At 65.0% G+C, this 14,462-nt stretch carries 12 protein-coding genes; 2 read left to right on the top strand and 10 right to left on the bottom strand.

Features of this window, described 5'->3' with window-relative positions; translation table 11 throughout:
* Nucleotides 1–148: 148 nt before the first annotated feature.
* Nucleotides 149–1,954 carry an allophanate hydrolase gene (gene atzF, locus ACVIN2_RS22365; RefSeq protein WP_456769779.1) on the top strand — a complete coding sequence of 602 codons (1,806 nt, stop codon included), beginning with the start codon at nt 149–151 and terminating at the stop codon, nt 1,952–1,954.
* A 92-nt stretch (nt 1,955–2,046) separates the two neighbouring features.
* Here the strand turns inward: atzF and ACVIN2_RS22360 are convergent, their stop codons facing one another.
* From ACVIN2_RS22360 to ugpB, 10 genes are all read right to left on the bottom strand, one after another.
* Nucleotides 2,047–2,769: a GntR family transcriptional regulator gene (locus tag ACVIN2_RS22360; protein ID WP_456767193.1), complete on the bottom strand. Its 723-nt coding sequence runs from the start codon at nt 2,767–2,769 to the stop codon at nt 2,047–2,049.
* 4 nt (nt 2,770–2,773) lie between these two features.
* Nucleotides 2,774–3,166: an oxalurate catabolism protein HpxZ gene (gene hpxZ, locus ACVIN2_RS22355; protein WP_007615793.1), complete on the bottom strand. Its 393-nt coding sequence runs from the start codon at nt 3,164–3,166 to the stop codon at nt 2,774–2,776.
* Between the two features lies 1 nt (nt 3,167).
* Nucleotides 3,168–4,565: an AtzE family amidohydrolase gene (locus ACVIN2_RS22350; protein WP_456767192.1), complete on the bottom strand. Its 1,398-nt coding sequence runs from the start codon at nt 4,563–4,565 to the stop codon at nt 3,168–3,170.
* Between the two features lie 7 nt (nt 4,566–4,572).
* Nucleotides 4,573–4,752 (bottom strand): DUF4089 domain-containing protein, encoded by a 180-nt coding sequence (locus tag ACVIN2_RS22345; RefSeq protein ID WP_456767191.1) that lies wholly within the window; start codon nt 4,750–4,752, stop codon nt 4,573–4,575.
* Nucleotides 4,753–4,771: 19 nt separating this feature from the next.
* Entirely contained in the window at nt 4,772–6,511 is a 1,740-nt protein-coding gene (locus tag ACVIN2_RS22340; protein ID WP_456767190.1) for a dipeptide ABC transporter ATP-binding protein, read from the bottom strand.
* A gap of 103 nt (nt 6,512–6,614) precedes the next feature.
* Nucleotides 6,615–7,514: an ABC transporter permease gene (locus ACVIN2_RS22335; RefSeq protein ID WP_354127039.1), complete on the bottom strand. Its 900-nt coding sequence runs from the start codon at nt 7,512–7,514 to the stop codon at nt 6,615–6,617.
* A gap of 2 nt (nt 7,515–7,516) precedes the next feature.
* On the bottom strand, nt 7,517–8,530 hold the full coding sequence (locus ACVIN2_RS22330; protein WP_018456013.1) for an ABC transporter permease: 1,014 nt from the start codon (nt 8,528–8,530) through the stop codon (nt 7,517–7,519).
* 236 nt (nt 8,531–8,766) lie between these two features.
* Complete coding sequence (locus ACVIN2_RS22325) at nt 8,767–10,389, bottom strand: ABC transporter substrate-binding protein (protein WP_456767189.1); 1,623 nt, start codon at nt 10,387–10,389, stop codon at nt 8,767–8,769.
* A gap of 384 nt (nt 10,390–10,773) precedes the next feature.
* Nucleotides 10,774–11,718: an aminoglycoside phosphotransferase family protein gene (locus ACVIN2_RS22320; protein ID WP_456767188.1), complete on the bottom strand. Its 945-nt coding sequence runs from the start codon at nt 11,716–11,718 to the stop codon at nt 10,774–10,776.
* A gap of 190 nt (nt 11,719–11,908) precedes the next feature.
* Nucleotides 11,909–13,291, bottom strand: a complete 1,383-nt coding sequence (gene ugpB / locus ACVIN2_RS22315) for a sn-glycerol-3-phosphate ABC transporter substrate-binding protein UgpB (protein WP_456767187.1) — start codon at nt 13,289–13,291, stop codon at nt 11,909–11,911.
* A gap of 143 nt (nt 13,292–13,434) precedes the next feature.
* Between ugpB and ACVIN2_RS22310 the strand changes: the two genes are divergently transcribed.
* Entirely contained in the window at nt 13,435–14,430 is a 996-nt protein-coding gene (locus ACVIN2_RS22310) for a TRAP transporter substrate-binding protein (RefSeq protein ID WP_456767186.1), read from the top strand.
* Nucleotides 14,431–14,462: the final 32 nt, after the last annotated feature.

The following is a 14,462-nucleotide window of genomic DNA, read 5'->3' as shown; positions in this document are numbered from 1 at the left end:
GCCGGCGCTCGAAATATCCCCCAAGCCACTGATCTCTCGATAACATCCGCAGCACTTGTCCTGCCCGGATTCTGTACACAATGGCACATCGCTTGCTTCGATCGGGCTGAAGAGACGTAGCCGGAGATTTGTCGCCATGAAGGCTGAAATGGGGGCTGAGCAGCCTGAAACGATCGCCGCGATCGTGGCCGCGCATCGCGCGGGCACGCTCACCCCGGCGCAGACGGTCGCGCGCACCTATCAGCGCATCCGCGACCACAATGATCCCGCCGTCTTCATCAGCCTGCGCGACGAAAAGGACGCGATCGCCGAGGCCGAGAAGCTCGCCACCAAGGAGGCCGCCAGCCTGCCGCTCTATGGCGTGCCGGTGGTGGTGAAGGACAATATCGACGCGCTGGGATTTCCGACCACCGCGGCGTGCCCGGCCTTCTCGTACATCCCGACGCACGATTCGACCGCGGTTGCGCGGCTGCGCGCCGCCGGCGCCATCATCATCGGCAAGACCAATCTCGACCAGTTCGCGACCGGCCTTGTCGGCGTGCGCTCGCCCTACGGCATCCCCAGAAACGCGATCCGCGACGACCTCATTCCCGGCGGATCGAGCTCGGGATCGGCCACCGCCGTTGGCGCTGGCCTCGTGCCGCTGTCGCTCGGCACCGACACCGCCGGCAGCGGGCGTGTGCCGGCGATGCTCAACAACATCGTTGGTCTCAAGCCGAGCCTCGGCATGATCTCGACCGCCGGCCTGGTGCCGGCCTGCCGGACGCTCGACTGTATCTCCCTGTTCGCGCTGACCGTGGACGACGCTGCGCTGGCGCTCTCCGTGATGGCAGGTCCCGATCAGGCCGATCCGTTCTCGCGCGACCGGCCGCTTGGCGCGATCACCCCGCTCCCGGCAAACCTGCGCCTGGGCGTGCCGCGCAGCGGACAGCTGATCTTCTTCGGCGACAAGAAGGCGGAAACGGCTTACGCCGACGCGTTGAAGCGCTGGACCGCGCTTGGCGCAACGCTCGTCGAGTTCGACCTCGAGCCGTTCTATGAGACGGCCCGACTGCTCTACGAGGGACCGTGGGTCACCGAGCGCTATCTCGTGATCCGCGACCTGCTGGCGTCCGCGCCGGATGCGATCCATCCGGTGACGCGCGAGATCACCGCGGCCGGCGCGCGGCTGACGGCGGCGGACACCTTCTCCGCGCTCTATCGTCTGCAGGGCCTGCGCAAGATCGCCGAACGCACCTTCACAAATATCGACGCGCTGGTGCTGCCGACGGCGCCGACGGCCTATACGACCGCGCAGGTGCTGGCCAATCCGGTCGAGCTCAACAGCCGGCTCGGCACCTACACCAATTTTGTCAATCTGCTCGACCTCTGCGGTCTCGCGCTGCCGGCGGCGATGCGCGCCGACGGCATCCCGTTCGGCATCACGCTGCTTGCGCCCACGGGTCACGACGCGCTGCTCGCTAGCATCGGGCGCGTGTTTCATGCGGATACCAAATTGACGCTTGGCGCAAAGGGCGTGGCGCAAGCTGCGCTGGCGCCGCTTGCCGCCGATAGCAGCGATGAGATTCCGATCGCGGTGGTCGGTGCGCACCTCTCCGGCATGGCGCTGAACGGCGAACTGAAAGCGCTGAACGGTCAGCTGATCGAGGCGACCAGGACCGCGGCGGACTACAAGCTCTACGCATTGAAGACCACGCCGCCGAAGCCGGGCATGCTGCGCGTCGAAGCCGGCAAGGGCGCGTCGATCGAGCTGGAGATCTGGTCGCTGTCGTCGTCCGCCTTCGGCAAGTTCGTCAACGCGATTCCTGCGCCGATGGCGATCGGCACCGTGCGGCTGGCGGATGGCCGCAACGTGAAGGGATTTCTGGTCGAGCCGGAAGTGCTGAGCGAGGCTCGCGACATCACCGCGTATGGTGGGTGGCGGAAGTATATGGCGGAAGCCGCGACAGCGTAGCTTTCGTAGGGTGGGTTAGCGCAGCGTAACCCACCTCTTCTGTCTGTGCGGACGCGAACAGTGGTGGGTTACGCTGCGCTAACCCACCCTACTTAAACCGACACCGCGTAGATCTCGTACTCCCCGCGCACCAGCTCGATATGCGCGCGCATCGCGGCGGCGGCGCCCTGCTTGTCGCCGCGCATGATGGCGACGACGACGCGGTCATGCTCGGCTTGCGATTTTGCGAGGCGACCGAGATTGCGGAACTGGGCGCGGCGAAACGGCTGCACGCGCACGCGCGTCGCCAGCGTGATCTCGGCGATGTAGCCGTTCTGCGATCCCGCATAGATCGCATTGTGGAAGCGCTCGTTGACCTCGTGGAAGCGATCGGGATTGCCGGCGTAGCTCAACACCCGCAGCTCTTCGTGGATGGCTTCGAGGCCGTGACGCTCAGTGGCGGACATGCGCTCGGCGGCAAGACCCGCGCACAGCGCCTCGAGTTCCGCCATGGCCTCGAACATGCCCGTCAGCCGTTCGAACGAGGGCTGCGCCACCACCGCGCCGCGATGGGCGCGCGCTTCGACGAGGCCGCTTGCCACGAGCTGACGCAGTGCTTCCCGCACCGGCGTGCGCGAAACGCTGAAGCGGCGCGCGATGTCGGTCTCGTCAAGCGGTGCGCCGGGGGGCAGAGCTCCGCGCACGATCTCGTCGGCGAGCTGCAGGCGCAGCTCCTCGGCGCGCGTGACCTTGTGCGCTGATGGCGACGCCCGGTCGACACGCGGCACCGCCGGTTCGGCCGGCAGCGTTCCGGGCGGAAGATCGTCAAGCGTCATACGGTCAGGTCTCTTTCGACTCGTCGATGATGCTGACATGGGCGGCGACGACGCGCCAGCCCTCCGGGAATTTTACCCAGGTCTGCATCTGCCGGCCGACCTTGCCCGGCATCGTGTCGCGATAGAACAGGGTGGAGGCGACCGCGGTGTCGCGGCCATAGCTGGTGATCACGGTTTTCGCGGTGCGGCGGTTGAGGCCGACCGGCGAGCGCCCGGCGCGAAAGCCGGAGATCGCCTCATAGCCGTACAGATTCTCGCCGATGCCATAGCGCAGCGTGCGGGGATCGTTACGGAAGAGCTCGCCGAGCACTGCGACGTCGTTGGTGATCAGGGCCTGCTCATAGCGCTCGAACGCGGCTTTGACGTCCGCGATCACGTCGGGGAGATCGATCTCCATCTCAAAATCCTTTTGGGCTGGGCGCGGCGGCGACGCCCATCTTCTCCAACGCGTAAGCGACGCGCAGCGCGATGTCCTCGCGCCAGGGTGCGGCGATGATCTGCACGCCGATCGGCAGCGGCTCGAGCGGCACCGGCACGGCGACGACCGGCAGGCCGATGAATGAGATCGGCTGGGTGTGGATGCCGATATTGGCGCGCACCGGCAGCTCGACGCCGCCCAGGTTGAAATTGACCTGGCCGAGCTTCGGCGCGGTGCATGGCGTCGCGGGCGCAATCAGCACGTCGACGGATTTGAAAATCTCCGCGAATTGCGCGCGATACCAGCGGCGGAATTTTTGCGCGCGGTCGACCAGCGGCGCCGGCACCATGGCGCCCGCGATCAGCCGGTCACGCACGGCAGGATCGAAATCGTTCGGGCGTTTGCGCAGCCGATCGAGATGCAGCGAGGCGCCCTCGGTGGTGGTAATGACGTAGGCCGCCGCGCGGGCGCGTGCGGCTTCGGGCACGTCCACCACGCGCGTTGCGCCCAGCGCCTTGGCGACGCGGCCGACGGCTTCGACGGCTTCCGGAAACAGATTCTGCTGGAAGTAGCCGCCGGCGATCGCGATGCGCAGGTCCGAAACCGGATTGGCGAGCAGCGGCGTCGTCGGCTCCAGACCACGTGTGGTGGTGCAGGCGGCATCGTCGGCATCCGGTCCCTGCATCGCGTCGTAGGCGAGCGCGAGATCGGTGACGGAGCGCGCGAACGGACCGAGATGATCGAGGCTCGCGACGAACGGGAAAGAGCGCGCACGCGAGAGCCGGCCATAGGTCGGCTTCAGGCCGAAGATGCCGCAGAACGAGGACGGCACGCGGATCGAACCATTGGTGTCGGAGCCGAGCGCGATCGGCACCAGCGCGCCGCCGACGGCGCTGCCGGATCCGCCGGAGGAGCCGCCGCTCATCCGCGTGGTGTCGTGCGGATTGCGCGAGGGACCGTCATGGACGTTCTCCCCGGTGAAATCATAGGCGTATTCGCCCATGTTGAGCGCACCGACCAGCACGGCGCCGGCCGCTTCCATGCGCTCGATCAGCGTGGCGTCGCGCGTGGCGGGTGCGCGATCGCGGTTGATCTTCGAGCCTGCCCGCGTCGCGAGGCCTGCGACGTCGAACAAATTCTTCACCGCGAAGGGCACGCCGGCCAATGGGCCGACGGTTTTGCCGGCAGCGATATCGGCATCGATCGCGCGCGCCTTGGCGCGGGCGCGATCGGCGGTGATGTCGGTGAACGCATTGAGGATGGTGTCGTGCTGCTTGATGCGCGCAAGCGCTGCTTCGGTCACATCGAGCGCCGACATCTTGCGGCCGGCAACCGCGCTCGCGATCTCGGAGGCCGTCATCTCTGGCTTGGTCGTCATGGCGGCGTCAGACCGTGAACACGGGCGCCGGCTCGGTCTCGTCCGGCAGCGCGAATTCGTCGACGAGACGGCCGAGCCACAGCGAGACCTCGAGATTGGCGCGAATGGACGACCTCCATGCTTCCTCGACGGGCAACGCCAACGCTTTCGTGACAGCGTCGATATAATCGTCCAGCGGTTCGGCCATCACGCTCCCAAACAAGCTCTCAGTGTGCGCCCAGTGTCTGCAGCGGCGGATGCGGGATCGCCGTCAGCAGCTCCTTGGTGTAATCGTCCTGTGGATCGCTCAAGACCCGCTCGGAAGACCCTTCCTCGACGATTCGACCCGACCGCATGACAATGACACGATCACACAGCAAGCGCACTACGTTCAAATCATGCGAGACGAACAGATAACTCATACCTAGCCGCGCCTTGAGGTCCTGGAGCAGATTGAGGACCACGGCCTGGACCGAAACGTCGAGCGCGGCGGTGGGCTCGTCCAGGATGACGAGCTTCGGGTGCAGGGCGATGGCGCGGGCGATGCCGACGCGGGCCTTCTGGCCGCCCGACAATTGGTGCGGGAAGCGATCCAGCAGATTGTGCGGCAGGCCCACCATGGTGGCGAGCTCCTCACAGCGGGCGCGGAGCGCGTCGCGCCCCCTGATGTCACCGAGCTGCATAATGGGATCGGCGATGGCGCGGACGGCGGTGAAGCGCGGGTTGAGGCTGTCGGTCGGATCCTGGAACACCATCTGGATGCGGCTGCGCTGCGGCAGCCGGGCAAAGCCAGCGGGCGCGATGGCGCCGATGTCCTCGCCGTCGAACTGGATCAGGCCCGAGGTCTGGTCCAGCAGCCGCATCACCATCATAGACGTGGTCGATTTGCCGCAGCCGGACTCGCCGACCAGGCCGACGCTCTCGCCATGGCCGATCGAGAAGCTGATGCCGTCGACCGCGCGGAACACGTCGGGCTCGACCGGCGGCTTGCGGCCGAACAATTTGCCGAGCGTGGCCGTGGCGCCCTGACGGGGATATTCCTTGACCAGCTTGTCGATGAGGAGAAGGGGCGTCTTGCCCGCCGCGGCGGTCGGAGCCAATTCCGCGGATGCTGCGCTCGTGGCGGCGAGTGCTGCGCTCTCCTCCTCCGGCAACAGATCCCGCAGGCTCACACCGAGCCGCGGCGTCGCGCGCATCAGCTTCTTCGTGTAGGGGTGCTGCGGGTTGGCGAAGATGTCGGCGGCCTTTGCGGTCTCGACCACCCGGCCCTTCTCCATCACGACGACGCGGTCGCAATAGGCGGCCGCGAGGCCGAGGTCATGCGTGATCAGGATGGTGGACATCGCCTTGCGCTTGGTCAGCTCGACGATCAGATCCATCATCGCCTTCTGCGTGGTGACGTCCAATCCTGTCGTCGGCTCGTCCGCGATCAGCAGCTGCGGATTGCAGGCGAGCGCGAGCGCGATGACGACGCGCTGGCACATGCCGCCGGACAATTCGAACGGATATGCGTGATAGCGCTCGCGCGGGCGGGCGATCTTGACCTGCTCCAGCGCCTCGATCGCCTTTTCGCCGCGGTCCGAAACCATGGCCTGCTGGACATGGGTGCGCAGCACGTCCTCGATCTGGTCGCCGACCTTCCGGATCGGGTTGAGCGCGGCGCGCGGGTTCTGGAAGATCATCGAGACTTCGCGACCGCGCAAATCGCGCATCTGGTCTTCGGTCGCGGCCTTGACGTCGATGCCCGAGAACATCACCGAGCCTTCGGCGATCCGCCCCGCACGATCGAGGATGCGCATCACCGCATACGACGTCACCGATTTGCCGGAGCCGGACTCGCCGACGATGGCGAGCGTCTCGCCCTTGGCGACGGAGATGTTGACGTGCTGGACGGCTTTGACGATGCCGCGGCGGGTGGTAAATTCGACCGTGAGGTCCTGGACGTCGAGCAGGGGCTGGGCGGTCATGAATGCCTCCCAAACAAAAACATCGAAAACAACCCCATGCACAGTAGAACGGCATTGATTTCATTAGAGAATTTTGAGCGAAAATTTGCGCCTAAACCCGCCATCACGTCCTCCGCTGGGGGTCGACGATGTCGCGCAGGCCGTCGCCGAGGAGATTGAAGCAGAACACGGCGATCATCAAAGCAAGGCCCGGGAATAGCGCGATCCACCATTCGCCTGACACCATGAAGCCGGCGCCTTCGGCGACCATGATGCCCCATTCCGCCGTCGGCGGACGCACGCCGAGGCCGATGAACGAGAGACCGGCGGCGTTGAGGATGGCGTAGCCCATGGTCAGCGACATCTGCACGATCATGATCGGCATGATGTTCGGCAGGATATGCACGAGAAGAATGCGGAATTCGCCGTTGCCCGACAGACGCGCGGCCTGCACGAAGCCGGCGTTGCGGCGCACGTTGGCTTCGGCGCGCGCGACGCGGGCATAGAGCGGGAAGTTCACGATTGCCGTGGCCAGGATGATGTTCTGCACGGTGTTCCCCAACGCGGCGACGATGCCCATGGCGAGCACGAACAGCGGGAACGCCATGATGGTGTCGGCGATGCGGCCGACGATGCGATCGGTCCAGCCGCCGAAATAGCCGGCCGCGATGCCGGCGAGCCCGCCCATCAAAAACACCAGCACGACGGAGGCGACCGCGATGAACGTATCGAGCCGCGTCGCCACCACGACCCGGCTAAAGATGTCGCGGCCCAACTGATCGGTACCGAACCAGTGCGCGGCCGAGGGTGGCTTCAGCGACGCCGCGGTGTCGGACGCCAGGGGGTCATACGGCACCACATAGGGGCCGAAGATCGCGGCAAGGAGGATCACGATCAGCAGCGCGAAGGCAAAGCCGGTGACCTTGTTCTCGCCGAGCACGTAGCGGGTCTGGTCGAGCAGCGCGACGAACCCTGAGGTCCGCGCGGGACCGACAGGTTCAACAGCAGGCGCAACGGTGCTCATGATTAGCCCTCCAGCCTGACGCGCGGATCGATCACGCCGTACAAAATGTCGATCACGAGATTGAGCAGCACGTACATCACCGCCATGGTCAGCACGAAACCCTGCACCGGCGCGAAGTCCGACGAGATCAGCGCTTCGACCGCATAGGAGCCGATGCCGGGCCAGGCGAACACTTTTTCCACCAGCACGTTGGCGCCGAGCAGGAAGGAGAACACCATGCTCAACGTGGTGATGACGGGGAGCATCGCGTTGCGGAAGGCGTAGGTGACGATGACGGTTGCCGGGGACAGGCCGCTGGCGCGCGCGGTGCGAACGAATTCCGACGACAGCACCGCCAGCATCGAGGCACGCGTCATGCGCGCGATCGGCGCCAGCGAGAAGATCGCAAGCGTCGTCGCCGGCAGGATCAGCTGGCTGCATGCCGAACGGAACGCCTCGAAGTCGCGCGCGATCAGGGTGTCGATCAGATAGAAGCCTGTGACCGTCGGCGGCGCGCTGTAGAACACGTCGAGCCGGCCGAGCGGCGCGGGCGACCAGCCGAGCCGGAAATAGAACACATAGACCAGCACCAGGCCGGTGAAGAACACCGGCAACGAGACGCCGGCGGTCGTCGTCACACGACAGAGATGATCGACCCACGAGCCCGGCCGCGTCGCCGCCAGCACGCCGAGAGGGATGGCGATCACGACCGAGACGATGAGACCGAGCAGCGTCAACTCGGCGGAGGCCGGCAGGCGGTTGCGGATCTCGGCTGCGACCGGCTGGCCCGTCGTGAGCGAATTGCCGAAATCGCCATGGGCGAGATCGTTGGTGTAGCGGAAGAACTGCTCGATCAGCGGCTTGTCGAGGCCAAGTTTTTTCCGGATCTGCTCGACGGCCTCCTTCGTTGCGGCGGGTCCGGCGAAATACGCCGCGGGATCACCCGGCAGCGCGCGGGTCAGCAGGAAGGTGACGATGACGACCCCGATCAGCGAGGGAATCGCGAACATCAGGCGCTTGCCGATCATGGTCAGCATTAGAGCGCTCTCCTGCTGCTCTGCGTTTGTGGGCGGGTTCGCGCCACCTGCTCCGCTGCGCCCCCTCTCCCCTTGTGGGAGAGGGTTGGGGTGAGGGGTAGCCCCAAGCGAGGTCGGAGTTCGTGGCTACCCCTCACCCTGCCCCTCTCCCACAAGGGGAGAGGGAATGAGAGAGCGGTGGCCGCCTCACTCAGAAAGAGAGTCGACGACGCGACCATCTCGCCCGCCATGCCCCCTCACCCCTTCGCCATCGCGCGATAATCCAGCCTCCGATGGAACCAGTATTGGTAGCCGCTGATGTTCTTCTGCATCGCGACGTTGACGAAGGGCTGGTACAGCGGGATGCGCGGGATGTCGCTGTAGGCGAGGTCGACGAAGCCCTTCACGTCGGCGTCGTAGGTCGCGGTGTCGCCAGTCGCGGCGGCTGCGCGTGCGCCGTCGATCAGCTTGTCCATCTCCGCCGACTTGTAGCTCATGGTGTTGAAGACGGAATTGTTGCCGTGATAGCACCAGTAGAAGAAGTATTCAGGGTAATCGAGCCAGCCCGAGAACACGTTGGTGAACAGCGGCATTTCCTTCTTGTTCAACTCGGTGCGCCAGTTGGCGCCAGGCACCTTGTTGATGGTGGTCTTGATGCCGATCTGGGCGAGGCTCTCCTGCACCAGCACGCAGAGCGGCTCGTTGACGCCCGCGAAATTCAGGTCGAACGAGATCGTGGTCTCGAAGCCGTTGGGATAACCAGCTTCAGCGAGCAGCGCCTTCGCCTTGTCCATGTCGGTGTTGTATTTGTGCGGCTGCGGCCAGGCGACTTCGGTCGGCTTGTCCTTTGCCGCGCCGAACATCGGGTTTGCCAGCCCGAACATCACGGCGTCCATGATCTTCTGGTAGGGAATCGCGTAGGCGACCGCCTGACGCACCTTGGGATTGTCGAACGGCGGCTTGGTCACGTTCATGCCGATGTACTGGATGCCGTTGGAGAACGGCAGCGACACCACGTTGAGCTTGCCGCTCGCCTTCATCTCCTGGAAATCCTTGAACGGCAGCTCGTAGGAGATGTCGGCGTCGCCGCGCTCCAGCAGCGCGCGGCGATTGCCGGCCTGCGGCACCATGCGCCAGATCACGCGCTTGATCTTCGGCAAGGGGCCGCCGACCCAATCGTCGTTGCGCTCCATCACGACTTCGGTGCCGGCAGTCCACTTCGTCACCTTGTAGGCGCCGGATCCCGCGGTCTGCTGCTTGGTGTACTCAAGACCCCAGGGATCCTTCTCGCTGGCGTTCTTCTTCACCAGCTCGGAATTGATGATGCAGGGCACGATCACCGCGAGATCGGGGATCGTCAGCTTGTCCTTTTTCAGGAAGTCGACACGCACCGTGTAGTCGTCGATCACGACGAACTGCTCAGGCTTCGTCAGCGAGCCCGCGCTCATCTGGAAAGTGGGGAAGCCGCCGACGCTGACGGCGCGGTCGAGCGACCACTTCACGTCCTTGGCGGTGACAGGCGCGCCGTCGTGGAATTTGGCGTTCTTCTTCAGCTTGAAGGTGACCGACATGTCGTCGATCTTGAACTCCTCGGCGAGCTCGCCCTTGAACTTGTCGCGGTCGTAATAGGGCACGCCGCCGGGGCCGGTCTTCATCTCGTGGCTGAGCAGGCGGTCGTAGCAATTCCAGGACACCTCGTAGCCGGGCACGTTGGTGCCGACGCCGTGGATGTCGAGATTATTGGGGCCGCCTTCCGAGACGATCAGCAGCGTCTCCGAGCGCGCATCGGCATAGGCGGACGAGACCACGGACGGCATGGCCGGAAGCGCCGCGCCTGCGGCCAATCCGGAAACGGACTTGAGGAAATCGCGGCGCTTCATGAAATGGCTCCAACACAAAGTTTTCTGGTTGGAACTGGATTCGCAAGGTTCGTGCCAAGGCTTAATGAGAGTTTAAACCGGAATAAGCCTCTGAAATGCTTAAGGGAAACAGCCATCGGTCGCGCCGTCGATCAAACGCCAAGTCTTGGGGCATTGCATACAAAGATGCGCATTTGCTCATAAAATGAGCTGAATGAAGTCTCGCTTGTTGGCAGGCGGCTTATTGAACCGCCGTCGTCCTGGCGAAAGCCAGGACCCATTACCCCAGGGAAAAGTTGCGGCGCGAAGCTGGCAACCACGAGTCTTCGCAAAACACCTCCCTCGGGTAATGGGTCCTGAATCGCGCTGCGCTTGTCCAGGACGACGGCGGGGGATCGCCGGCGATCACCCCGGCCAGATCAGGTCCTGAAGTTCGACCAGATCGCCGGCCTTGTCCTGCCAACCCTCGATGCAGATGTGGCTGTTGAGGTCGCTGGCGCGATGCAGCAGCATCAGTGCCATCAGGCGGCGCTTGAGCGCGTAGTCCGGCTTCGCATAGCCAAAACCTTCGAGCAGGTTGCGCACGCGACCGGGCCGGCCCGCTGCCATGAAGGCGCTGGGGCCGAGCAGATCGTAGTCGCGCCATCCCGCCAGCACGTCGCCGAAGTCGAACAGGCCGGCGAGCGACCATTGATCGCCATGGCAGGCGAGCAGGAAGTTCTCCGGAATGTATTCGCCGATCAGGATCACCGGCGCATCCATCGGAATGAGCGCGGCCGCATCACGCAGGATGTCGTCGAGGCCGGCGAGGAATTTCGGCGCAAGGCCGAGCCGCGTGTGCCGCGCGCGGCACGCCTGCATCTGGGCGCGCATGAAGTCTCCCCAGCGCGGCTCGATCTGCGCGAGCGGGCCGAGCGGGGCGCGCTGCACGGCGGCGATGGTCTCGCCGATCTGGCGCAGCACGCGTTCCTTCTGCGCTTCCGCCAAGTGCGGCCAGACCTCCGAGCCGAGCGTGCCGGCAAGGCGTGTGATGACGAGATACGGCCAGCCGTCGCGCTCGCCTTCCGCGACGATCTCGGGGATCGGCAAATGGAGGCGGCCGGCAAGCTGGGTCAGCGAACCGCGCTCGGAGACGAATTGCGCGCGGAGCAGCGGAGGGAAGATTTTCAGGATCAGCCTATCGCCAAGCCCGACCACAAGATTGGTGCCGGTGGCAAACACGTGCGGCGCGCTGACGTCGAGATCGTGGCTGCGGGCGATGTCGATGGCGATCGGCAGCCAGCGCGATGGGTCGGCGCGAAAGGCGCGAAAGCTTTCCGCGTCGATAAAGTGGGGGAGTGACATCGACATCGTAACCTAATGCATTTCAAGAGTAGTTTCCCCGCGGCCCATCCTTCGAGACGCCCGCTTTGGCGGGCTCCTCAGGATGAGGACGGAGTGCGCGACAACAATTTTGGCGGGCACCGATGCCGCTTAGCCTCTTCCTGAGGAGACCGCGCCAGCGGTCGTCTCGAAGGACGAGGCGTGCGCTCGGCGCGCTCTACCTATCCGGGCTGGCGCGTTCGAACTGGCGCAGGATCTTGTTGCCGCGCTCGACCGCGGCATCGAGCGCGGCTTGCGCGCTCTTGCGGCCGGCAAAGGCCTGCTCCAGCTCGTCCTCGATCGCGCCGCGGATCAGCACGAAGGAGCCGAGCCGGATGCCCTTGGAATTCTCCGTCGGCGGATGCAGCGTGATCTCTTCGAACGACATCGCCGAGCCCGGATTGCGCTCGTAAAAACCTTGCGCGCGGGTCAGCTCGAAAGCAGCGCGGGTCACAGGCAGATAGCCGGTGTTCTGGTGCCAGGCAGCCTGCACGCCGGGCTGCGACAGATAGGCGAAGAATCGCGCCACACCCTTGTATTCCTCGCGCGGCCGGTCGCGCAGCACCCACAGCGTGGCGCCGCCGATGATCGAGTTCTGCGGCGCACCCTTCACGTCGGGCCAATACGGCATCATGCCGTAGCCGATCTCGAACTTCGAATTCGCCTTGATGTCGGCGCGCGTCGCCGAGGAGCCGATGAAGATGCCGCATTCGCCGTTCTGAAAGCGCGGCTCGGCCGACTGGCCGCGGCCGCTATAGTCGAACAGTTTGGTCTTCTGCCACTCGCTGAGCTCGGCGACGTGACGCACGAGAGACGGATTGTTGATGGTCAACTCCGCATCGAGCGCGGCAAAGCCGTTGGTGCGCGTCGCCAGCGGCAGATTATGAAAGGCGGAGAAATTCTCGACATGGATCCAGGACGGCCAGGACGTGGTGAAGCCGCACGCCGCGCCGCGATCGCGCAGGCGCTTTGCGGCAGCACCGAGCTCCGGCCAGGTCTTCGGCGGCGCCTCCGGATCGAGCCCTGCGTCGCGGAACATGGTCTTGTTGTAATAGAGGATCGGCGTCGACGAATTGAACGGGAAGGACAAGAGATTGCCGGCCGCATCGGTGTAGTAGCCGGAGACCGCCGGAAGGTAATCATTGAGCGAGAACGGCTCGTTCATGTCCCGCATCAGGCTGAACACGGGATAGATCGCGCCCTTGGCCGCGGTCATGGTGGCGGTGGCGACCTCGTTGACCTGGACGATCGCGGGCTGGCTGCGCGAGCGGAAGGCGAAGATCGCGGCCGTCACCGTCTCGGTGTAACTGCCCTTGTAAGTCGGCACGACGCGATAATCCGGCTGCGAGGCGTTGAAGTCGGAGGCGAGCTTCTCGAGCTGTCGGCCGAGCTCGCCGGACATGGCGTGCCACCAGGCGATGTCGGTCGCGGCCCGCACCGGCGCGGCCAAGGAGAGGGCCGCAAGGGCGGCAACGAGCTGCAAGAAGCGCAATGCTGAAATCACGATGGCTCTTTCCGTATCGCGCGACGACGGCGATGGTCCCTGCTTAAGGCGCGGCATTTGCGGTTTCAACCGGGAATGAGCCCCGGCCGCGCCGCACAATCACGCCGAAGCCCCGGGCGGGATGGCCTTCCCCCGACCATCTGCTAGATTGCATTGAACCTTTTGCTCCCGCCATAGACTCCACCACTGAGGGGTTGAGTGTGCCAGTATTGAACCGTGCCGAACGCTCGCGGACCGGGGTGGTTTTCGTCGCGCTTCTGATCGCCATCTGCGCGACGGGAGCCGCTGCGCGGGAATTCCGCGCCGCCGACACCCAGACCGAGGATTATCCGACCGTGCAGGAGCTGCGCTACATGGGCGCCCTGATCGCCGAGCGCAGCGGCGGCCGGCACGAGGTCAAGGTGTTCCACTCCCGCCAGCTCGGCGAGGAGAAGGAGACCATCGAGCAGACCCGGGTCGGCGCGATCGATCTCAACCGGACCAATGTGGCGCTGATCGGCAACTTCGTCCCGGCGATGAACGTGCTGGCGATGCCGTTCCTGTTCCGGTCCATCGAGCACATGCAGAAGGTGCTGGACGGGCCGATCGGCGTCGAGATTCTCGGGAGCTTCGAGCCCTATGGCTTCGTTGGCCTCGCCTTCTACGATTCCGGCGCGCGGTCGATCTACAACGGCGCCCGGCCTGTGCGGAGTGTCGCGGACCTCAAGGGATTGCGGATCCGGGTGCAGCAGTCGGAGTTGATGAGCCAGATGATCCGCGCGCTCGGCGCGGAGCCGGTCGAGATGCCCTATGGGCAGGTGCTTGCCGGGCTTGCCAACCATCTGATCGACGGCGCCGAGAACAACTGGCCCTCCTACGTGACGACGGACCATTACAAGCATGCCGGCTATCTCGCCCTCACCGAGCACACGATGAGCCCCGAAGTGCTGGTGATCTCGCTGAAGGCCTGGAAAAGCCTCTCGGTCGACGACCAGACCATCTTCAGGGAAGCCGCGCAGCGCTCCAGCCGGTTCATGCGCGAGAAATGGCGCGACCTCGAGGAGCAGTCGCAGCGCAAGGCGGAAGAAGCGGGCGTCACCATCGTCAGGGATATCGACCGCAAGCCGTTCGAGGACGCGATGGTCGCGATCTACGCCAAGGCCGGGCAAGATCCGGTCGCGGCCGCGCTGATCGAACGCATTCGCAAGGTGGAGTGAAGCCTCTTGCCCGGGCTTGGACACAGCGAGCA

The sequence above is a fragment of the Bradyrhizobium sp. USDA 3650 genome (assembly GCF_054057395.1).
The sequence above is the reverse complement of the archived record's forward strand: the minus strand, read 5'-3'. Positions and strand labels throughout refer to the sequence as shown.